Source organism: Paramuribaculum intestinale, assembly GCF_030759015.1.
Classification (GTDB): domain Bacteria; phylum Bacteroidota; class Bacteroidia; order Bacteroidales; family Muribaculaceae; genus Paramuribaculum; species Paramuribaculum intestinale.
On the sequence record NZ_CP098825.1, the window covers coordinates 202,646 to 223,868 of the forward strand.

A 21,223-nucleotide genomic window follows, 5' to 3' on the forward strand; every position below is an offset into this window, starting at 1 on the left:
TTGATAAACATATATACCCAGATACACACTGATACACATTCATGAAATCAAGAATTTTATCGCTGATACTATGTCTGGCCGTTTTGCCGGCGGCTGCAGTGCCTGCAATCCAATCGGCCGGCAAGAACGATAACGCCCGCCCGCAGTATCTTCCCATACAGAAGCTGATGAACACCTTTCAGGTGATCAGCGGATACTATGTCGATACGGTCAACGAGCCGCACGTGGTCGACGAGGCCATAAAAGCCATGCTCCACACTCTCGATCCGCATTCGACCTATTCCGATCCGGAGGCCACACGTGCACTCACCGAACCGCTGCAGGGCAATTTCAGCGGCATAGGCATACAGTTCAATATGCTTGACGATACGGTAAAGGTGATTCAGACCGTGGTCGGAGGTCCCTCGGAGAAGGTGGGCATACTGGCCGGCGACAGGATCATGACAGCCAACGACACATTGATTTCAGGCGTGAAGATGCCGCAGGCCGACGTCATGAAGCGTCTGCGCGGCCCCAAGGGATCGGTGGTGAAAATCGGCGCGCGCCGACGCGGAGTGCCCGAAATGATATATTTCACCATAGAGCGCGACGACATACCCACCTATAGCGTCAACGCCGCATACATGGCCGATGACAATACGGGATATATCAAGGCCACACTGTTTGGCGAAACGACCGCCAGGGAGCTGGCCGAGGCCATAGTGAAGCTGCAGGGGCAGGGCATGACGGATCTTGTGCTCGATCTGGAGGATAACGGCGGAGGCTATCTGCAGGCGGCCATCGACATGGCCAGTATGCTTCTCGACGACGATGCGCTGATAGTATATACCGACGGACGTATGGCGCCGGCAACATATTACAATGCGTCAAAGGCTCCGGTGAAGTTCAACGGTCGGCTGGTGGTGACTGTCAACCAGTATTCGGCCTCGGCAAGCGAAATACTTTCGGGAGCCGTGCAGGACAACGACCGTGGTGTGATCGTAGGACGTCGCACTTTCGGCAAGGGGCTTGTGCAGCGGCCTATACCGTTTCCCGACGGCTCGATGATACGTCTGACCACCGCACGCTATTACACCCCCTCCGGACGGCTGATACAGAAACCGTACAAGCCGGGAGAGGACGAGGACTACGAACTTGATATAGTCCACCGCTACGAGGCCGGAGAGTTTGCCAGCGCCGACAGTGTGCATTTCGACGAAAGTCTGCTCAAACGCACCCTCCGCAACGGCCGTAAGGTGTATGGCGGAGGCGGCATCATGCCCGACGCTTTCGTGCCGGTCGACACGTCGTACTACAGCACCTACTACCGCGATCTTGTGGCCAAGGCGGTGATCAACCGCTATACCCTCGCATACGTCGATGAGCATCGCAGCCGACTTCGTAGCGAGTGGCCCACAGCCGATGCGTTTGTAGGCGGATTCAAGGTGTCGCAGGCCATGATCGACTCGATCGCGGCTCTCGGAGAGCGTGAGGGCGTCAAGCCCGATTCCGCGCAGCTCGCCATAAGCCGTCCGGCCATTGAATTGATAGTCAAAGGCCTGATCGGACGCGACCTGTTTGAGCAGAGCATCTATTACCGTGTGGTCAATCCGATAGATCCGATCTATCGCCGTGCGCTTGAGATAATCAACGACGAGAAACTTTACGACCGATTGCTTGAGGGGAATCCGGAGGTGAAATGATCCGGTTTCCGGAACCGTCGGGCGATGGCAAGCGTTGAAGAGATATGAAACACGTTTCCTGTCTGTTTATATTGCTTGTGGCTTTCGCCGTGTGCGGGTGCAGCAGTGAGGCCTGGGATGAGATGCCCGACCGTGCCCAAAAGTTTGTATCGCAGTATTTCCCCGGGGTGGAGGCTTCCTCCACGGCGGTGGGTGCTGACGGGCAATACACCGTCGCTCTGCGCAATTCGGTCACGATAGTGTTTACTGAGCTTGGAGTGTGGCTGTCGGTCGACGGCAACGGCACGACATTGCCCGACAATCTGCTGTTCAACGAGCTGCCTATGGCGCTCTACAGCTATCTGCAGGAAATGGAGGTGACGGCCGACGGGGTTTACACGCTTCGGCGTGACGACACGTCGTACCAGGTGGGTCTTTTCAACAGCAGCGTGGTCTACGACATCGGGTCGGGGCGGATCTACTACCCGTCGGCAGAGCAGGATCAGTCTGCGCGATAGAATCTTATGGTCGATTTCATCAGTGGAAAATTGAGCGACAATATCGAGTTCTGTTCCATTGATGCGTTGATGTCGCGGCTGATGAGGCGCATGTCGCTGTCATACCATAGCAGATCCCAGTGGGCGGCAAACGGCATGGCTTTAAGCCGTCCCTTTATCATTCCGGGTTTCCACCGCTGACTGTTGACCTCCGCTCCACCGAGATATACTATGTCGTAGTCGCCTGCTGCGCCGTCGGCTGCCGGTATTATTCCGAGCCGGTAACGGCCTCCGGCCAGTGCGCGTCGCGAATCAGTGTCGCGGTCGAGATATTCCCATACCCCTATGGGTGAGTCCGGACGTCGTTCGGTCATGCGAATGGCTGCTTCGTCGACACCGCTGTCAGGCACCGTATTCACGCTGCGGTAGGCCGCAACGACAAGCGGCAGCCTTACACCGGCAGTGGCCATCACTGCAAAGCGGCCTTCAGCCGATCCGTCGCACTCTATGACGGCCATTGTCGTAAGTGATGATTTGCCTATGCTGATGATTGCCTCCTTGCGGCTCCGATCGATCTCTACGGCAAGATGATTGTGTCCGGGCGCCGGATTTATGCCGCTGCGGCATTCCACCGATTTTATCAGACTGTCACCGGCGGAGGTGTGACGTATCACATCGAGATGCAGGTAGCGGTCGTCGATCATGTCGTCGAGAGTTTTTGCTCCGGGTGATATTACCGCCATATGATAGTCGTCGTCACTCTTCATGCCCCAGATAAGCCCGGCTTTGGCTTGCCGGTGTCCGGTGTTGCGTCCGGTCGGCCCGAAGCCGATGCGTGCTTCTATGGCTATTGGGCGCATGAACCCCTCCGGCAGGTTTATGCTGACCATGGTGTCGGCAACTGCATCGAGAGAGTCGAGATACACGCGGCGCTCGTCAATTGGTGATGCATTGACGGCGATGGCAGTCAGCGCCATTAGGAGAGTCGCAGCGGTCCGCATGGGCTATTGCTGTTCGGCAGTGAGTGAGACGATACGGTCGGTAAACTCTTCGGCTTCGAGGTCGTAGGGGAGCCAGTGGATGGTGAATCCTCTCCGCTCCATGCCTCTGAACCATGTCATCTGCCGTTTGGCAAACTGGTGTATTGCAATAAGAAGCTGCACGAACATTTCCTCCCGGCTGATGCGTCCGGTCAGGTAGAGCGTGACGAATTTGTATTCCAGTCCGTAATAGATCAGATCGTCCGGCGATATTCCTGAGTCAAGAAGTCCCTTGACCTCCTCGATCATCCCTTCGTGGTCAATGCGGTTCCGCAGGCGGTTTTCGATGCGCTTCCTCCGTGCCTCGCGGTCTATTTCCACTCCGATTATGAGCGATCGTGCCGGCTCGGGATCGCACTCGCCGCCGTGGGCTTCGGGGTGAAGTTCATACCACCGCTGTATCTCAATGGCGCGGATTGCGCGCTGCGGCGTATCGACGTCGGTTACATTGTGAAGTGTTTTCATCGACGCCAGTATATGTGTAAGCTCTTCAAGGCTCTTGCCTGAAAGCTGCCGGCGGAGCTGTTCGTCGGGGGGCACCTGTGGCAGCCGGAGTCCTTTCAGAAGGCTCTCGATATATAGCCCGGTGCCGCCGCAGACTATCGGCCGGCGACCTCTCGAGATAATATCGGCCTCGGCGGCTGTGGCATCGCGCAGATATTCGAATAGATTGTATTTGTAGCCGGCAGGAGCGATATCCACGAGGTGCACTGCTACGTCGCCGTATTCGGCCATGTCTTTGCCGGTGCCGATATCCATCCCGCGGTATATCTGGCGCGAATCGGCGCTGATGATCTCTCCGCCTATGCGTCGGGCGAGCGCTACGGCTCTGGCTGTCTTGCCCGATGCCGTCGGGCCTGTGATAATGATTGTGGAGGTGTTCATGCGTTGCCGGTGATATGTTTTTTCCAGAAACGGCGCAGGCGGAAGAACGGGCTGTCGGCGTTGAATTCGCTTATCGACAGCCATTTGCTATCGTTGAAGTCGATATGCCACTTATGGACATCGCGCAGTCTGAACGTAGGTTGATAATGCTTGATCTTGTAGCGCCTGTCGCCGTGGGTGTCGTAGGTTTTCCATGCCATGGCCATTGTGTGCAGCCGGTATATCTCGGCCGAGAGCAGTCTGGCTGTCTGTTTGCTGTCGATGAGTCTGCTGATGTGGTAGATCGTCGCGAATTCCAGATCCGGGCGCTTTGCGGCCAGCGTTGCAGCCGATTCTTCGGAGAGGAAACATAGGTAATGGAAAATGTTACAGTCGGCATTGCCGTTGTCGGTGACATACATCGGCCGTATGTCGGCGTCCACGTCCATGATCTCCTTGAAAAGCGTGTGTGCCTCGTCGTCCGGTATGCTCTGCCGGTGGGGGATGACGAGCGATGCCGGTGTGTCGTAGCATGCGGCTGTGAAACCCATGTCCATGTCGGGATCTGACTGCGGCTTACGGAGCACGATGGTGTTGTCGGCTATGATGATGTAGCGCAGCATGGTCGAACGCCTCATCTGCTGGCCGCTCCCCTCGAAGTGTTGCTCGTAGTAGTTGCACAGTCCGAGATACCTGACGGCCATCACCACGATAGTGATGATGAACAGTATCAGCGGAGTCCAGAAAAACACCAGACGGTCAGGCTCGTTGAGGTTGACGTTGACGTAGGCGAGAAAATAGTAGACCCATCCGACGAGTGTCACCAACGCTGATACATTGAGCAGCATGCGTGTCTGGTAGGTGCCTTCCTGAGAGAACAGATTGCCGAGAAATCCACGCTCGGCGGGGAAGCCGTTGCGTATCTTGCAGTCACGGCAGAAGCGCAGACGGCCTCCTCTGGCGACGGCGAAAAGTGTGACGGCCACTGCCACCGGCCCGATGATCAGAACGGTGATAAACGGTATCTCGGCATTGATCGTGTCGCCGTCAAAAATGTTTTCTATCAGATGGCGCGAGTAGAGGTAGAGCACGGCCACCATCACCACCGCTGTCCAGAAAAAGATGCGTGTGGCCAGGAAAGGCAGTATGTAGCACGATGGCATCTTCTTGCGGCGGTTGGCCCGAACCTGCATGAAGAAGCCTATCTGGAACACTATGGCAAGAACCGGCATGGCTGCCGGCGGAAGCCACAGTGACAGTATCACCAGCAGCGATATGGCACCGGCCACCATGACCCAGTTGAGCCACAGCCGGAATATGCCGTCGAGATTTTCGTGCTGTATGTCTGTCGCCATAATGGTTGTTGTCGGTTTCTTGCAGATCGTTTCACTTCATGTTGCGGTCGAAGTAGTCGAGCATTCTGGCGAACACTACAGTCTGCGCTCCGCAACCGTTGATCGAGTGGTCCATGTTGGGGAAGAACAGCACGTCGCACCAGCGACCGGCGCCTTCCATTGCGGCGACGTATTCCACGGTGTTGGAGAAATGAACGTTGTCGTCGGCCGTGCCGTGCATCACCAGCAGCGGACACTTTACATCCTTAACAAAATTAATGGGTGCAGAGTTGAAATAGCCGTCGGCATTTTCCTGCGGCGTGAGCATGTAGCGTTCGGCGTAGACGGTGTCGTAGTAGCGCCAGTCGGTCACGGGAGCCACAGCCACGGCGGCAGCGTAGGGCGCATCGGGACGTGAAGCCGCCATGAGTGTTTCATAGCCTCCGTAGCTCCATCCGTGGAGACCTATGCGGCGGGGATCCACAAATGTCTGTGTGGCGGCCCACCGGGCTGCATTCACCTGGTCGATCGATTCATAGTGGCCAAGGTTGCGGTAGACGACATCCTGAAAGGCGCGTCCGCGTCCGCCAGTGCCGCGTCCGTCCACACATATGATTATGTAGCCGCGGGTGGTGTAATAGGTCATCCAGCCGATGTTCCATTCATTGAGCACCTGCTGCGAGCCGGGGCCGCTGTACTGGAACATTACCACCGGATATTTCTTCGTGGGGTCGAACGATGCCGGTTTGAGCATATAGCCGTTGAGCGTCACGCCGTCGCTCTGCATGGTGAAGAACTCGCGGTGAGGCTCTGCACTGTAGCGTGCCTTGACGGCGGCGTTGTCTTCAAGCACCTTGATGTCCTTGTCGGCCGAAGTGCGCAGGGTGTAGACCGGAGGAGTGGTAACGTCGGTGAAGCGGACGGTGTAGAATGCCATGTCGGGGCTGAATGTGGCCGATGCCATGCCTGCTGCCGGAGTCAGATCGGTGACTTTGCCTTTGGCATCTACGCGGCTTACTACGCGGTTGATGGCGCCGGTGCGTGTCGACTGTATGTAGTGGCATGCACGCTTGGCGTCATAGCCGTAGTAGGCGGTCACGTCGTATTCGCCCGAAGTGATCTGGCCGAGCGGAGCGCCTGTGTAGGCATAGCGGTAGAGATGGTCGTAGCCTGTGCGCGACGAGGTGATGACGAAGAAGTCGGGATACCACCGGATGTTTTCGTAGGCGGCCGGCGAGAGCCAGGCGCTGTGCTCTTCGGTAAGGATGGGCTTGGTCACCGTGGAGCGGGGATTGACGGCGTAGATTTCCATGCGTGTCTGGGCACGGTTGAGGGTTGTCACCATCAGCCGTTCGGCAGAGAAGGCATACTCTATGCGGGGTATGTATTCTATGCGGTTGTCGGGAAGTGTGATATCTTTGGTCACACGGTTGTCGATGTCGTAGGAGTGGATGCTGACGGTGGAGTTTTTCTCTCCGGCCACCGGATATTTGTAGGTGAACTGTCCGGGGTAGAGCGCATAGTTCTTGTCGGGGTGGCAGTAGCCTTCATACAGCGGGAATGAGAAGAGCCTGACGTCGGCCTCGCGGTATTTCAGATAGCAGAGCATACGGCTGTCGGGCGACCAGGTCATTGATGAAGAGGTCGTGAATTCCTCCTCGTAGGTCCAGTCGGGCACGCCGTTGATCACTTCGTTTTTACGGCCGTCGGTCGTGACGTCGACTTCGGTCCAGAAGTCGAGTTTGCACAGATATATGTTGCCTTTGTCGACGAAGGCCACCATGCGTCCGTCGGGCGAGAAAATCGGTGCCTGCTGACGCGGATGATTGGTCGACAGCGGCTTGAGCTCGCGTGAGTGGAGGTTGTAGATGAAGTAGCTGGCGGTGAATGACCGGCGGTATATGTAGGATGTTTCGTTCCATACCATCACTTTGCGTCCGTCAGGACTCATTCTGAAGCCGTCGATGTGATCGATGGTATTCTCACGTGTTTTGGCGAGATCCACTACGGTTTCCACCTCTTTGCCTGTGCGGGTATCGTATTTCACCACTTTCCTGCCGTCGGTGGAGAGCTGCAGGTAGAATGCTCCGTCGGATGTGTAGGTGAACGATCGCGGAGCCGTGCAGTAGTGTTCCGGACCGAGATAGCGGTCTATGTCCTTGAAGTCGGCTACGCCGGCGGCTGTGGCCGTGAGTGTGAATGCAGCGGCTGTGGCTGTTATAATATTGCGGAGTGTCATTTTATGTATATGATTTTGTTGACTTGTTGGTGATAAATGATATCGTGTGACTTGTCGAGGATCTTAGAGATTGTCTAAATTTATATAATACGGATTTTGAGAAGGATTGTCAGATGGATTTTTGTTTGTGATGAGGGAGTGTAGCCGTAGCTACATGACCGAAGAACAAACAAAAAGACGCTGGAAAGACTCTCAAAAGCAAAGTGATATGAATTTTAGACAATCTCTTACCAGAGCGACAGCTGCTTGTCGTCGTCGGCGGGAGGTGTTTTCTTAGGTGGAGCCTTGTAGCCGAAGTCGTCGTCGTTCTTGTCGGGCTTTTCCTGGCGTGTGGGAGGGGTGGAGTCAAACCAGTCGGTGGAGTCCATCAGCTCGTCAATGGCACTGAAACGCTTTGGTTGCGGCGTTGCCTCGCTGCGTTTGCGGCGTCCGCGCTTTTTTTTCTGCACCGGTTGCGGCTGATCGGCGATTTCTGAGGCAGCGGCTGCCGGTTGGGGTATGATGTCGGGAATCTCGGTCAGTTCGAGGTGCGACATGTCGTTGGCGTCGCGGCTGGCCAGACGGTCGGCCTCGCGCAGCGCGTCGGCCAGACGGTCGTTGAGATTGCGTATGATGTCGTCGCGTTGCAGCAGGTCGGCCTGAAGCTGTTCGGTCTGCTTGCGGGCTATCTCGAGTGCGGACTCCGACTTCTCGGCCTGTTGTCTGATTCTGGAGTATTCCTTTTCGGTGTATAGATGCGATTTGAGATCTTCGGCAAGCCTTTGTTTGTCTTCTGTGACGGTAGCGAGCTGTTGCTTGACTGCATCCAGCTGTAGGCGAAGATCTTCGGTGCCGGCGTTCTCCTCGCGAAGTTTCTCAAGTTCGTCGACCAGATGTGTGGTGACATTCGGATCCACGGCACCTTCTCCACCGACACCTGCTACACGCAGGCGGTTGGCCATGCTGCGGTTTTCGAGCAGCAATTGCTCTTTTTCGGCCTCAAGGGTGTTGACCTTTGACTCAAGGTCATTGATACGCTCGGTCATGGCGCGTTTCTGGCGCTGGTTGCTCAGGCGTTCACCTTTTGATTCCTCGCGTCGCTGCTCAAGCTGCTGTTTCTGCTGTCGGAGATCCTCTACCTCCTCTATGAGTTTACGACGGGTTTCTTCCCACTCTTTGAGTCCCATTTCATGGGCGCGCCTGATGGCCCGACGGATCCGTTCGGCCACATCTGCGTTTATGCGTTCGAGCAGAAACTGTTTCTGAGCATCGGTGTCGATGCAACGGCTGACGAATTCAGGCTGTGTGGAATTGAACAGTTCCACTACAGCGGTGAGCATGTCGGCTGGCAGATTGTCGTCGGCCGGGCATGGAGGACGGCATTCGGAGATGCCGTGGTCATCGGCCGTTTCGGGCTTTGTGGCCCGGGCCGGCTCCTCATGCATTATGTTTTCGGTCGGCTTCTCTTCCTCGTCGGAATCGAAGTTTATGCCGAGTGAGCGTCTTATGGATTTTATGAATGACATTGCAATGCGTTGTTTCGTGTTATTGGCTTTGACTGTCAGTCGGCGGAAGAGCCACTACTCCTATCCCTTTCTTGCCGTTGATGCCGATGGCCAGCGGTGAGGGGAATGTGACGACTCTGACAAACTCCGTTTCGAGATCAACCTTCATCGAGTCGAGGATGCCGACATTGAAAAAACCGTTGCCCGATGCCGGATCGATCGTGAAATATCCTACGCCGAACGAAGTCAGATTCTGGAAGAAATGTGTGCCTTGGCTCGGCTCCACACGATAGTCGCCCACGGCCGACTCCACGATGAGCCGTGCTGATGCGATCTGCGGCCATTTCACGGGAATGCCGAGCGCTGTGTCGCTCGATCCCCATCGTCCGGGGCCGACAAGAATATAATTGTCGCCGTCGGCAGTCATCTGGCGGTTGATCTTCTCGATTTCGCGGGCTATGAATGGGTTGTTGGACGAGGAGAATTTCTCGGGACGGACATACACGATCTTGCTGACGCTGTCGATCGTGCCGTGGCCGAGCGCCGTGTCGGAGCGCATGATGAGCTGGTCGTCGGACAGTTCGAGCAGGTGTTCGTCGACAAGTTCCTTGCGATCGACTATCGGGCGGATCTGCAGCCAGTAGAGATGGCCTTTCGAACCCTGTCCGGAGCGGTCGATGGTTCCGGCAAACTCTATTTCCACCGGGCGGCACATCTCCCTCTGTCCGGTGGTGAGCATGAAGTCGAGCGCCTCGGCCAGCGGATAGGCTTTGTGTTTCAGTATATTGTTGAACGTGACTACGCGGCGACCTTCGCCGGCGTCGTTATCGCGGAGCACATTGTCGCGGTAGTCGTAGACCGATGTCATCCAGCGCAATGCTCCGGTGGGCGCTATGTCCTGCACGGATTTCTTGACGATGTTGAAGCCGTCGTCGACGCTGAAGTCCACGGGGGTGTCGCCGGTCGACAGCACATACATGCGTGTCTGTGTGTCGCGCAGCGCCAGAGATAGCTCCGAGGTCTGCAATACGGATTCGGGATGACGCGGGGAGAAGCGTAGTCCCATTCCGCCGTCCACGATATATTTTCCGAGTCCGACGGCCAGTTCGGCCACACCGTCCTCGGGCTGTTCGTGCCCTATGGGATAGTAGTTGAGCGAGCGTCCTACGCCTGAAAACGACGGGAAGTAGTATCCTCCGGCTTCCTCGCCCACGACTTCCTGGATTATGACAGCCATCTTTTCCTGGTCAATGACATTGGAGGTGGCTGTCATATAGGCCTTTGAGTCGGCATAGAATACCGATGCATAAACAGCCTTGATGGCGTCGGAAAGCATCTTGAGCATCTCGTAGCGGTCGGTGACGCGCGGCACCATGTAGGTGGAGTAGATGCCTGCAAAAGGCTGGTAATGCGAGTCTTCGAGCAGACTGGAGCTGCGTATTGCCAGTGGTTTGTCGACAACTTCGAAGAGTGCGAAGAAGTCCTCTATCAAGCGTTCGGGCAGACGTGCCTGAAGGAAATATTTCAATATGGTTTCGTCGGGGGCGTCGCTCAGTGCCAGCGGATAAAGTCCGTTGGTGGCCATGAATTCGTCGAATATGTCGGTGCAGAGCACCACTGTGCGCGGTATCCTGACGGTGATGCCGTCGAGATTGTCGCAGATAGGGTGCTTCTTGATTATCTGGTCGATGAATGCAAGGCCGCGGCCTTTGCCTCCAAGAGATCCCTCGCCGATCCTGGCGAAGTTGGAGTAGTGGTCAAAGCGGTCTTTGCGGAACACGGCCACCACGCCGCGGTTTTTCATCTTGCGGTATTTCACGATGAGATCGAAAAACAGGCGTCGCACGGCCGGCACTTCGTCGAGCGAGTAGAAGCGGTGGCTTTTCACCACGTCGGCTATCGGGAACAGTGCGCGGGAATAGAGCCAGCGCGAAATATCGTCGGTAGAGGCGTGGTGGAGCAACACTTCCGAGGGGATGTCGGAAATGCGGTATTGCAGATCCTTGAGCGATTGGATGCGCATGATCTCGCTGCCGGTGCGTGGGTCGCGGAGCACGAGGTCGCCGAAGCCGAACTTGTCTTTTATCGCGGCTCCAAGATCTACAGGAAGTTTCTTGGAGTTCTTGTCGATAAACACGCATCCGAGCTGCATCACAGGATCGGAATTGTCGGAGTCGGACGATTCGACGATTATGGGCAGGTGTGGGTCGTTTTGTCGCAGGAAGCTTGCCAGTTTCAGCCCGGCATGGATGTCCTTCACTCCGTCGCGTTTGAACGATACGTCGCTGATCACCCCGAGCAGGTTGCTGCCGAAGCGTCGGTATATGTCCATGGCCTCCTCGTAATCGCGGGCAAGCATCACTTTGGGGCGTCCGCGCATGCGCAGCATCTGCTCATGCTTGTTGAGCGCCTCGGTCGATGATTCGTAGGATTGCTTGAGTAGGTTTTTGTAGACCGTCGGAAGTACCGACGAGTAGAACCGCACGGAGTCCTCCACAAGCATGATGAGCTGAACGCCCACTTCGTTTATGTCCTTCTCGGCATTGAGCCGGTCCTCAAGCAGCTTGATTATTGCCAGCAGCAGGTCGACGTTGCCGAGCCAGCTGAACACGTAGTCGACACATCCGAGATCTTCGTTGGCCAGCCGCCGCGACACCTCTTTGGAGAAGGGAGTCAGCACCACGATGGGCATATGGGGCTTCATCTCCTTGATGATCCGGGCGCCCGCGAACGTTTCGCTGACATCCATGCCGGGCATCATGATCACGAGATCAAAATGCTTGTGGTGCATCATTTCAACGGCCTCCTCGGCAGTGGCCACCTGTGTGATGCGCGGTGGCGAACTTAGGTTGAGGGCGACGTATTCGAAGTAGAGCTGTTCCTCTATGCGGCCGTCCTCTTCCATCATGAACGCATCGTAGGGCGATGCCACGAGAAGCACATTGAAAATGCGCTTCTGCATGAGGTTTTGAAATGCCGTATCCTTGAGATACAGTTGGCTCAATGCGTCTTCGTTCATCTTTCAGGAGGTTGTGAAATGCGGTTGTCGGTGGCTGTTGCGGTCAGTCGGCGTCGATGGCTGACTGGTTGTCGGGATCGTTGACGAATTCGTGGGGCGCGTAATTCCATCCGGCTGCGTCGAGCATCGGCTTGAGGGTGCGTATGCGGTTGCGGAAGTCGGTGTAGTCGCGGCATTCCTGCGGGGTCCAGGCTGCTTCGGCCACAGCCGACAGACGCGGCATCATGAGATATTCGAGAAATTCGGGCGTGATGACGTATTCGCTCCAGAAGTTGGCCTGTATGCCCATATATTTGTCGGCCAGTTCGGCAGGAACTCCGTTCATGGGCACGTAGTTGTAGACGGCCTCAAGATTTTCGGTTCCGGCGCCTTGCGACACCGGTTCAGTGGCGAGTTTCGACTGTCTGCGGTTGATGTAGTAGGGAATCTGCGGTGTGAGTATGGCGTTCATGCCGCGTCGTGCGGCCTCCATGGCGGCTTTCTCTGCGGGCTGCTTTCCTATCCATGCCATGATGGTGATGTCGGAGGGAAGCATGTCGGTGTTGCCGTGGAGCACTTCGTTCCAGAATATCAGGTGGCGCTGTTCGGACTTGGGCTTTGCGGCTATATGGGCTGCGATCTGGCGGTAGAAGTTGAGTTGCAGGTCGCGGAAGTTGTCCGATCCTATTGAGTCGAGCTGCGCGCGGCACTGGCTGTTCTGTTCCCATTTGTCGGTGGGACACTCGTCGCCTCCAAGATGCAGATACGGGAAGGGGAAGAGCGGTATCAGTTCGTCGATAATGTCGGTCGACATCTTCACAGCTGCCGGATTGCTGACATTCATGACGTCGGTTGATACGCCCTGATAGCGCCACACTTCGTGGGGCTTTTCCGGATCGCAGGCGAGTATTTCGGGGTAGGATGCCACTGCGGCCTGGGTGTGACCGGGTATGTCGATTTCCGGCACTATTTCGATGAAGCGATCCTTGGCGTATGCCACAATCTCGCGTATGTCGTCCTGGGTGTAGAAGCCGTCATAGTCAAGGGTGTCGGGTTCGAGCTGTGCCCATCCGAGGCTTTTGCTCTTGCGCTTCGCGCCCACCTGCGTCAGCAGCGGATATTGTTTGATCTCTATACGCCATCCCTGATCTTCGGTCAGATGCCAGTGGAAACGGTTCATTTTGTGGGCTGCCATCATGTCGAGCACTTTTTTTACTTCATCCTTGCCGAAGAAGTGGCGTCCTTCGTCGAGCATGAATCCGCGCCAGCCGAAACGAGGTTTGTCGACGATAGTCACAAACGGCAGTGAGGCGCTGCTGCGCGACACGTCGTAGGGCATAAGCTGTCGGAGGGTCTGCAGGGCATAGAAAAATCCGGCAGGGCGCGAAGCCTCTATCGTGATGCCGTCGCTGTCCACTTCGAGCCGGTAGGCTTCCGCGCCGATGGCCGGATCTATGGAAAGCGTGAGCATCGCGCCGGTATCGCTTTCGGTGAATTTTGATCCGGTAGCTTTTTCAAAATCCGGTATGAAACGCTGCATCACTGTGGCGATGCTGTCGCCCGGATATGCCGCTACGCTGTAGCCGATGGTCTGCGGTAGTTTCAGAGTGCCGTCGGAGGTCTCAATCTTCGCCGGAAGGGGTATGATGGCGGGGGTGTCCTGTGCGGCGGCGTTGAGGCATATAGCTGCGGTGGCTGCTATGGCTGCGAGTCGGCTGTGTAATCTCATTTTGTCGAAGCTTGTCGTTTCAAGATTAATAATGTTGCGAAGTTACAAATTTTCACTTGCTTTACCAAGAAAAAACCACCAGACGATCTTGCCGCCGAGCCGTCGATGGTCGCCACCGGAGTCGTTCAGGAACAGTGGCTCGGGGAGCTCAGTCTACAAGTTCGGCAAAAAGACGGTCGAAAGTGTTGTCGAAGTCAGTAGTCAGCCTCCGCGAGAAGGGGCAGCGAGCCGCCTTCGCGCAGAGGCTGTATGTAACGTGTGACTTCCTGGCAGCGCAGGTCGATGGTCATTCTCCGAGATGATGTATGGTGTCGACTATCTGGTCGCCCAGACCGATGGTGTAGCCCTGGCTGACAAACACGATGCGGTTGAACGTGTCGGCGATAATGAACACGGGACGTTCTGTAGTCGACAGCTTGAGGTTGCCGATGATCTCCGCTGCGATCTTTCCGTCGGTGTCGATTCCATAGCTGACGGTCGAGGGTAGTTCGGGAAGCAGCGACGAGTCGAAGCGTCCGGCGTCCTGACGGTCCTTGAACAGCAGTATCATGCCACGTCCCCACTTCTCGAATTCGGGAGCTACGGCCGCGATGTCGCGCAGGGCGTGGTTGGTGGGTTCATGGTTGGGGGTCAGCAGTCCGATGACGTAGTAGCCGCGTCCGGTGGTGGAGAGCACGGATTTCTCCGCGCCTGATGCGAGATCGGTGTAGGTGTTCTCGGAGTTGAAGTTGCCGATCACCTGCACTCCCTTGTTGTCCTGACGCATCACGAGGGTATCGCTGACTGTGGATTCGGGTCGGATGTCGAAAAACTGTGCACGCGAGAGCACTCCGCCGTCGGCCATGCGCTGGCCGCTGACGAGCATGTATTGTCCTTCGTCGAGCTTCTGGCCGTCGCGGAGTATGCTGCTCCATGTGGCGTCTTCGGGGAAGCCGAGGAGCTGCGGACGTCCGTCGGCGATCTTCGACAGGGTGAACTGCGTGTAATATTTCGGGTCATCGATCCGGCCGGTCTTGGTAAATGCAAGCTTGAGTGTGCCCTGGGATGCCGGTTTTGCGGATGCGGAACTGTCGCCGCCGAAGCTGGCGTCAGTCCAGTTGCCCTTGGCGTCGGCCCACTGTGTCTTGCCTGTGACGGGATCGATGCGGGCCGGTATGCCGAGGCTTCGGGCCTTGGCTACGAAATAAATGTCGCGCGAGGCTGCGTTGGTGGCTTTCGACCGGTCGACAGCTTCCGGACTCATCCTGATGTTGCCGGGATACCAGTCGGGCAATATGGTTATATCGCGGGCTGTCTGTGCCACTAATTCAGCCGGATTGGCGCGCATTCTGGCCGCTTCGTCCTTGCCGACGGTGGCGGAGAAGTAGGAGCGGAAAGGTGTGAGGGCTTCGTTGTCGATGCGTGGCGACAGTATGTATTCGGCATAGAGCGGTGTGTCGTAGACGGGAGCCGTCAGATGGTCGGCGAGGATTACGGCGGGCACGTCGCTGCGGTCTTTGACGCTTAGCGATTCCACGAGCGTGAGGGCGCGTTCACGGTCGGCCTCGGGCACTCCGCTCAGAAACTGCTCGATGGTCTTGTGGTTGCCTCTGGCGTCGATCATCACAGCAGCCACTCTGGCGGGGTCAAGGCCGAGGCGTCTGCCAAGATCCTCGCCGCGCTCGCGGGTAAAGAACGTGGCGGTGTATGCGCCGCGGAGAGAGTCTTCATACACCTTGCGTCGGTCGTTTTCGGCAGCCTGGGCCGGGGTGACCTCTACGGGCTTGTTTGAAGCCACAGGCGGGATGATGTCCATCTCCTTGACTCCCGTATAGGAGGGAGTGAGATCAAGCGTCACAGCCACGTTGCGGTCGCGCCCTACGGAACCTTTGGTCATTCCGAAATTTTTACCGTCGGTAGCCCAGACCACCACGTCGCCTATTCCGGCCGAGAGTGAGGCGCGGCCATGCTGGTCGGTGGTTTTGGTGGCTATGGGGTAGAACTCACCGTAGTTGTAAAGCCTGAAGCTGACTTCGGTGCCTGCGGCCGGACGTCCCTGCCGGTCGGTCACATTGACAGTGATGGTGTCGACCGGAGCATAGTTGGTAGTGACGTTGATGTTGGTATAGCCGTCGGGTGTGGCGAGCACCTCTTCGGGGCCGTCGTAGGCTCCGAAAGCATAGGTGTTCATCATCATGCCTCGCGAGGCCGGAGCGTTGAACCATCCAAGGTTAAGTACCGGTTCGGGTTCGCATGCGCCTAAAAAATACCATTGTCCGTCGGCCCATGCCTCAACCCAGGCGTGGTTGTCGTCGGTATGCGCCCAGCGTGGGGTGTAGATCTGTCGGGCAGGGATGCCTACCGCACGCAGAGCGCCCACTGTGAAGGTCGATTCCTCGCCGCAGCGTCCGATGGCCGACGAAACAGTGGCCAGAGGGGAGTGGGTGCGGCTGTCCGATGGCTCATAGGTGGCTTTCTCATGACACCAGTGGTTCACCTCGAGTATAGCGTCTTTCATCGACAGCCCCTTCACGCGATCCTTTAGTTCGGCGTAGAATTCCGGACGGTGATTGTCGAGCGCTTCGTTGTTGATACGCAGCGGCAGGACGAAATGGCGCCATTCGCGGTCGGGGATATTTTTGCCCCAGGGCATCTCTTTGCGGGCACGCAGGGTGGCGTCGACGTTTGTGAGGAAAAAATCCCCGGAGTAGTCGGCTATGTCGGGTAGCGGCATGTAGGCGTAGAGAAATTCGAGCGCTTCGCGCTGCTGTGGCGTGAGGTTGCGGTCGAATACGGTGAAATATGCCGGATTGGCAACCTTCTCCTGGCGTTCTTTGAAATCGGCTTTTACTTTAGGCGTAGCGATGTTCTGTGCTGTCGCGCCGCATGCTGCCGCCGAGATGATGGCGGCTATGGCTATGTGTCGTAGTTTCATGGATTGATGGCTTTGATGATTTCGGCCACGATTTCGGCCGATGTCGTTTTACGTGAATATTCGTCGGTGCCGGGTGCTCCCATGCTTACCCCAGGTTTGCGGTAGATCATGTGGCTGGCTATGGTGTGGCGTGCCGATGCGTGAATCTCGCATGTGCCGGAAAGGCGGATAATCTCTGCGGCATTCTGCGGGCAGACTCCTCCGCCGGCAAGGACGACGAGGCGTCCGGCCGCGCGGTCGACGAGCTGACGGAGCATCGGTGCGCCATCGAGTGCCGATGCGGCCTGACCCGATGTGAGGAGGCGGTTGCATCCGAGGGCTATTATGTGGTCGAGCGCTTCAAACGGGTCGCGGCACAGATCGAAGGCGCGGTGGAACGTTACGTTCATACCGGACGCCGCCTCCATCATCTGGCGGCAGGCGTCCATGTCAATATCGCCGTCGGGGGTGAGCGCTCCGATTACAACGCCGTGCGCTCCCGCTTCGCGGGCCGCCACGATGTCGTCGGTCATTGACGCCACTTCTTCAGGGGTGTACAGGAAGTCGCCTCCGCGCGGTCGTATCAGCACGTGGACTTTCATTCCGGGCACTCTGACGGCCTGGCGTATGAAGCCGGTGGAGGGGGTGATGCCTCCGTCGGCGAGAGCCGAGCAAAGCTCTACGCGCTGTGCTTCTCCGCGCGAGGCTGCGTAGACGCTTTCTATGTCGCCGGCGCAGACTTCGAGCAGATTTCTATGTGTTGTGTTGTCGTGTGTCATGTAGTATGGTTAGCGAGTTGATATGATCACTTTGTTTCGAGTTCGATGATATAGTCGATCGTACCCTGAGGGATTTCGGGAAGTGTGATTTTTACTCCCCCCTCTTTGAGTCGTGAGTGTTTGAGTGTTGATTTTGTGGCGAATTCCTTGGCACTCTTGATTTTTAACGCAGTGGGCACTGTGATCTCGTTGCCTTCGGGACGGAATACGTGGAGATATAGCTTGTCGCCTTTGCGTGTGGCCGTTCCCCACGACTGGGCGGGGAAGTCGGCGGCGCGCACTCCGTAGACGGTTTCACCGTTGGCGCGGAGCCATTCTCCCATCCCTTTGAGGCGGTCAAGCGCGGCTGCGGGCAGTTCGCCGTTGGGCTGCGGGCCGATGTTGAGGAGCAGGTTGGCTCCTTTGCCGCGTGCATTGACGAGCAGCTCTATCAGTTCGGGCACACTCTTGTAGTTCTGGTCCATGATCTTGTAGCCCCACATTCCGTTCATCGTGGCGCATGTCTCAAGCGGCAGCTGCGACACGTCCTGTCCTGAAAGTCCGTGCTCGTTCTGTCCGGGCAGATCGCGCTCGAATATCTGGAAGTCCTCGCCCGGATAAGGCGTCTCGTGGTGGTTGTTGGCTATGAGTGTTCCGGGCTGGAGCCGGTGTATGAGCGCATACTGTTCGGGGAGCTGCCAGTCAAAGGCTGTGGAATCCTGGTCATGATCCCACTTGCCGTCAAACCAGATTGCACCGATCTTTCCATAGTTTGTGAGCAGTTCGGTGAGCTGGTTGTTCATAAACTTGTAGTAGCTCGGCCAGTCGCGCAGTGTGGTGTCGCGTCCGGTCTTCAGGCCGGTGCGTCCCGACGGATAGTCGGGTCGTGTCCAGTCGATGTGGGAGTAGTAGAGGTGGAGTTTCAGCCCCTGTTTCTCGCATTCATCGGCAAGTTCCTTGAGTATGTCGCGTTTGAACGGCGTCGCGTCCACTATGTTGTAGTCGCTCTGACGTGTGGCGAACATCGAGAATCCGTCGTGATGGCGTGTGGTGAACGTGATGTATTTTGCTCCTGCGTCCTTGAATGCCTTGACCCATTCGGCGGCGTTGAAGTCGGCCGGATAGAAGGCTTTGGCCGATTTGGCATATTCTTCGGCTGAGGCGCCGTAGTTGAGATACCATTCGCCTTGTCCGAATAGGCTGTAGATGCCCCAGTGGAGGAAAATGCCGAATCCGTTGTCGGCAAACTCCTGCTGTGCGGTCACGATTTCGGGTGAGGGTACGTAGCTGTCGGGTGTGGAGGCCGATGCCGGAATTCCGGCCGTGAGTGTCGCCGCTATGGCCGCAGCCATGATTTTTTTCATTATGATATGGTATTTAAGGGTTTTATAAAAAGCGAAGAAACCGCCAGTCGTTGTCTGGCTGGAGGTTTCTTGTCATGGTTGTATTCCGGTGGCGTCGATCAGAACGGCAGATCGCTGTCTGAGCCGCCGTCGGGTGCGATAGGCGCGGGAGGGAAGTCTGCTCCCTGCGGCATGGCGGGTGCCGACATGGGCTGCTGTCCGGCGGTTTCGGCTTTCCATCCGCGGATGCTGGTGTACCAGCGGCCGTTGTATTCGCGGCTTTCGATGTCGAAGCTCAGGGTGACGTCGTCGCCTACGTTGAGCTGATAGCGGTCGGCGTTGTCGCCGAAGAAGTCGAAGTGCACTTTCTTGGGATATGTCTCCTGAGTCTCGAGCACATATTCATGCTTCTTCCAGTTGTTGCCCGCCTTCGAGGTGCCCGACACGGCGCCGAGGTCGAGAATGATTTTTCCTTTTAATTCCATTATCGGATGTTATGATGTTTATTGTTGTTATTGGTCTTGTCGCTGTCGTTGATGATGTGTTTGATCCTTTATGGTTATCTCTGCAAATTTACGCAATAATCCCGACCCGACAAAAAAACGCTCTTGTTTCAAGGTGCAAAATACTTACAAAATTCCGATAATTGCCAAGTGACAGCTATTGAGGATTGGTTAAAAATGCTGCTAAATTGGCTGAATATGGTGATGTCCGGCAACGGGGTGAGAAAATTTGGTTAACTTTGCAGCGGTAAAGCGGCTGGCTGTAGTCAATTCGACCTGGTCGGCCGTAATGTCCGATCGTTTAATCTTCAATAGATACTTACCTATCAGTATGCTACTGACAAAATCGCTGACCTCGTTCGGCCGCTACTGGATATTCGTGAGCCGTGTGTTTGCGGTGCCCGACAAATGGCGGGTGGCTCTGAGACGCACCGTGCTGGAGATCTCCAAGCTCGGAGTGGACTCCATTCCGCTTGTGATGATCATCTCGATATTTATCGGTGCTGTGATCGCCATTCAGATGCAGCTCAATATTTCATCGCCTCTGATTCCGGCCTATTCGGTAGGTCTGGCCACACGTGACATCGTGCTTCTTGAATTCTCCAACTCGATACTCTGTCTGATTCTTGCGGGCAAGGTAGGCTCGAACATCGCCTCGGAGATAGGCACTATGAAGGTGACAGAGCAGATCGACGCTCTTGACATCATGGGCGTCAATTCGGCCAATTTTCTTGTGCTCCCCAAGGTGGTGGGTTTCGTGCTGTTCATGCCGGTGCTCGTGGCGTTCTGTATAGCTACGTCGCTTTTCGGCGGTTTTGCGGTAGCGGTTTTCACCGATATTATAACCGTCAGCCGGTATGTATATGGCATTCAGGCTCTGTTTCAGGAATGGTACGTGTGGTATGGCTTTATCAAGTCGCTCTTTTTCGCCTATGTCATAGCCTCGGTGTCATCGTATTTCGGCTATTATGTCAAGGGTGGCGCCCTCGAAGTGGGCAAGGCGAGCACCAACGCCGTCGTGACAAGCAGCATCCTTATATTGCTGCTTGATGTGGTACTGACCAAACTCCTGCTGCAATGATTGAAGTAAAGAACGTCACCAAGTCGTTTGACGACAAAACAGTGCTCCATGACGTGAGCTGCACTTTCGAAACCGGCAAGACCAATCTCATTATAGGTCAGAGCGGATCAGGAAAGACGGTGCTGATTAAGTCGATCGTCGGACTGCTGCATCCGGAAAAGGGCGAGATACTTTACGATGGACGCGACGTAATGCAGATGACCCACGACCAGGTGAAGGAACTGCGTAAGGAGATAGGCATGCTGTTTCAGGGATCGGCGCTTTTCGACTCTGAAACGGTGCTCGGCAACGTCATGTTCCCTTTGATGATGTTTACCGACATGAGCCACGAGCAGCAGCTCGAACGCGCGCATTTCTGTATCGATCGCGTCAATCTGAAGGGAGCCGATGCCAAGTATCCGTCGGAGATATCAGGCGGTATGCAGAAGCGTGTGGCGATAGCCAGAGCCATAGCCCTCAATCCGAGATATCTGTTTTGCGACGAACCCAACTCCGGACTTGATCCGAAGACATCAATCCTCATCGACGAGCTTCTGAGCGATATCACCCACGAGTATAATATCACCACGATAATTAATACCCATGACATGAACTCGGTGCTCGGCATCGGCGAGAACATCGTTTTCATCAACAAAGGCCACCGTGAGTGGGTGGGCAATATGAAAGAGATATATCGCACTGAAAACGAAGCGCTCAACGACTTTGTGTTTGCTACTGACCTTTTTCAGCGTGTCAGGCAGTATGTGGTCAGCCACGAGCATCCGAGTCCGCGTGATTGACCGGATGTGTGGGGAAGTGA

General features: G+C 56.1%; 15 protein-coding genes and 1 pseudogene. 4 read left to right on the forward strand and 12 right to left on the reverse strand.

The window, feature by feature from the left end; genetic code table 11:
- Window positions 1-41: 41 nt before the first annotated feature.
- Both NF347_RS00865 and NF347_RS00870 read left to right on the forward strand, forming a co-directional pair.
- On the forward strand, window positions 42-1,682 hold the full coding sequence (locus NF347_RS00865) for a S41 family peptidase (RefSeq protein ID WP_107035538.1): 1,641 nt from the start codon (window positions 42-44) through the stop codon (window positions 1,680-1,682).
- Window positions 1,683-1,726: 44 nt separating this feature from the next.
- Window positions 1,727-2,179: a PepSY-like domain-containing protein gene (locus NF347_RS00870; RefSeq protein WP_107035539.1), complete on the forward strand. Its 453-nt coding sequence runs from the start codon at window positions 1,727-1,729 to the stop codon at window positions 2,177-2,179.
- Here NF347_RS00870 and NF347_RS00875 read toward each other — a convergent pair.
- The 12 genes and pseudogenes from NF347_RS00875 to NF347_RS00930 all read right to left on the reverse strand — a co-directional run bounded on the left by NF347_RS00875 (window position 2,164) and on the right by NF347_RS00930 (window position 19,325).
- Entirely contained in the window at window positions 2,164-3,135 is a 972-nt protein-coding gene (locus tag NF347_RS00875; RefSeq protein ID WP_107035540.1) for a hypothetical protein, read from the reverse strand. The two genes, NF347_RS00870 and NF347_RS00875, sit on opposite strands and share 16 nt — an antisense overlap.
- A gap of 27 nt (window positions 3,136-3,162) precedes the next feature.
- Window positions 3,163-4,083, reverse strand: a complete 921-nt coding sequence (gene miaA, locus NF347_RS00880) for a tRNA (adenosine(37)-N6)-dimethylallyltransferase MiaA (protein ID WP_107035541.1) — start codon at window positions 4,081-4,083, stop codon at window positions 3,163-3,165.
- On the reverse strand, window positions 4,080-5,417 hold the full coding sequence (locus tag NF347_RS00885; protein WP_107035542.1) for a hypothetical protein: 1,338 nt from the start codon (window positions 5,415-5,417) through the stop codon (window positions 4,080-4,082). Before NF347_RS00885 ends, miaA begins: the two co-directional genes overlap by 4 nt.
- Window positions 5,418-5,448: 31 nt before the next feature.
- Window positions 5,449-7,635, reverse strand: coding sequence for a S9 family peptidase (locus tag NF347_RS00890; protein WP_107035543.1), 2,187 nt, complete (start codon window positions 7,633-7,635; stop codon window positions 5,449-5,451).
- A gap of 227 nt (window positions 7,636-7,862) precedes the next feature.
- A complete protein-coding gene (locus tag NF347_RS00895; protein ID WP_107035544.1) occupies window positions 7,863-9,140 on the reverse strand; it encodes a coiled-coil domain-containing protein in 1,278 nt (425 codons plus the stop codon).
- Window positions 9,141-9,159: 19 nt separating this feature from the next.
- Window positions 9,160-12,138, reverse strand: a complete 2,979-nt coding sequence (locus NF347_RS00900) for a PEP/pyruvate-binding domain-containing protein (RefSeq protein ID WP_107681545.1) — start codon at window positions 12,136-12,138, stop codon at window positions 9,160-9,162.
- 43 nt (window positions 12,139-12,181) lie between these two features.
- A complete protein-coding gene (locus NF347_RS00905; RefSeq protein WP_306254311.1) occupies window positions 12,182-13,846 on the reverse strand; it encodes a beta-N-acetylhexosaminidase in 1,665 nt (554 codons plus the stop codon).
- A 200-nt stretch (window positions 13,847-14,046) separates the two neighbouring features.
- Window positions 14,047-14,136, reverse strand: a pseudogene (locus tag NF347_RS00910) (HipA family kinase); the annotation flags it as partial.
- Entirely contained in the window at window positions 14,133-16,760 is a 2,628-nt protein-coding gene (locus tag NF347_RS00915; RefSeq protein ID WP_107035547.1) for a transglutaminase domain-containing protein, read from the reverse strand. The pseudogene NF347_RS00910 and the gene NF347_RS00915, both read right to left, overlap by 4 nt.
- Window positions 16,757-17,518 (reverse strand): copper homeostasis protein CutC, encoded by a 762-nt coding sequence (locus tag NF347_RS00920; protein ID WP_107035548.1) that lies wholly within the window; start codon window positions 17,516-17,518, stop codon window positions 16,757-16,759. The genes NF347_RS00915 and NF347_RS00920 overlap by 4 nt, the downstream gene beginning before the upstream one ends.
- 26 nt (window positions 17,519-17,544) lie before the next feature.
- Window positions 17,545-18,861: an alpha-L-fucosidase gene (locus NF347_RS00925; RefSeq protein WP_107035549.1), complete on the reverse strand. Its 1,317-nt coding sequence runs from the start codon at window positions 18,859-18,861 to the stop codon at window positions 17,545-17,547.
- Between the two features lie 98 nt (window positions 18,862-18,959).
- A complete protein-coding gene (locus NF347_RS00930) occupies window positions 18,960-19,325 on the reverse strand; it encodes a DUF3127 domain-containing protein (protein WP_107035550.1) in 366 nt (121 codons plus the stop codon).
- A gap of 355 nt (window positions 19,326-19,680) precedes the next feature.
- On the opposite strand from NF347_RS00930, the gene NF347_RS00935 reads away from it, so the two are divergent.
- Window positions 19,681-20,424, forward strand: coding sequence for an MlaE family ABC transporter permease (locus tag NF347_RS00935; RefSeq protein WP_370364566.1), 744 nt, complete (start codon window positions 19,681-19,683; stop codon window positions 20,422-20,424).
- Window positions 20,421-21,203, forward strand: a complete 783-nt coding sequence (locus NF347_RS00940) for an ABC transporter ATP-binding protein (RefSeq protein WP_107035552.1) — start codon at window positions 20,421-20,423, stop codon at window positions 21,201-21,203. Before NF347_RS00935 ends, NF347_RS00940 begins: the two co-directional genes overlap by 4 nt.
- Window positions 21,204-21,223: the final 20 nt, after the last annotated feature.

Bases quoted from the DNA above. Each gene is read 5' to 3' on its own strand.
- NF347_RS00920 (WP_107035548.1), bottom strand. From the start codon at position 17,518: ATGACACACGACAACACAACACATAGAAATCTGCTCGAAGTCTGCGCC.
- NF347_RS00930 (WP_107035550.1), bottom strand. From the start codon at position 19,325: ATGGAATTAAAAGGAAAAATCATTCTCGACCTCGGCGCCGTGTCGGGC.
- NF347_RS00885 (WP_107035542.1), bottom strand. From the start codon at position 5,417: ATGGCGACAGACATACAGCACGAAAATCTCGACGGCATATTCCGGCTG.
- NF347_RS00875 (WP_107035540.1), bottom strand. From the start codon at position 3,135: ATGGCGCTGACTGCCATCGCCGTCAATGCATCACCAATTGACGAGCGC.
- NF347_RS00915 (WP_107035547.1), bottom strand. From the start codon at position 16,760: ATGAAACTACGACACATAGCCATAGCCGCCATCATCTCGGCGGCAGCA.
- NF347_RS00940 (WP_107035552.1), top strand. From the start codon at position 20,421: ATGATTGAAGTAAAGAACGTCACCAAGTCGTTTGACGACAAAACAGTG.
- NF347_RS00905 (WP_306254311.1), bottom strand. From the start codon at position 13,846: ATGAGATTACACAGCCGACTCGCAGCCATAGCAGCCACCGCAGCTATA.
- NF347_RS00890 (WP_107035543.1), bottom strand. From the start codon at position 7,635: ATGACACTCCGCAATATTATAACAGCCACAGCCGCTGCATTCACACTC.
- NF347_RS00865 (WP_107035538.1), top strand. From the start codon at position 42: ATGAAATCAAGAATTTTATCGCTGATACTATGTCTGGCCGTTTTGCCG.
- NF347_RS00895 (WP_107035544.1), bottom strand. From the start codon at position 9,140: ATGTCATTCATAAAATCCATAAGACGCTCACTCGGCATAAACTTCGAT.
- NF347_RS00870 (WP_107035539.1), top strand. From the start codon at position 1,727: ATGAAACACGTTTCCTGTCTGTTTATATTGCTTGTGGCTTTCGCCGTG.
- miaA (WP_107035541.1), bottom strand. From the start codon at position 4,083: ATGAACACCTCCACAATCATTATCACAGGCCCGACGGCATCGGGCAAG.
- NF347_RS00900 (WP_107681545.1), bottom strand. From the start codon at position 12,138: ATGAACGAAGACGCATTGAGCCAACTGTATCTCAAGGATACGGCATTT.
- NF347_RS00925 (WP_107035549.1), bottom strand. From the start codon at position 18,861: ATGAAAAAAATCATGGCTGCGGCCATAGCGGCGACACTCACGGCCGGA.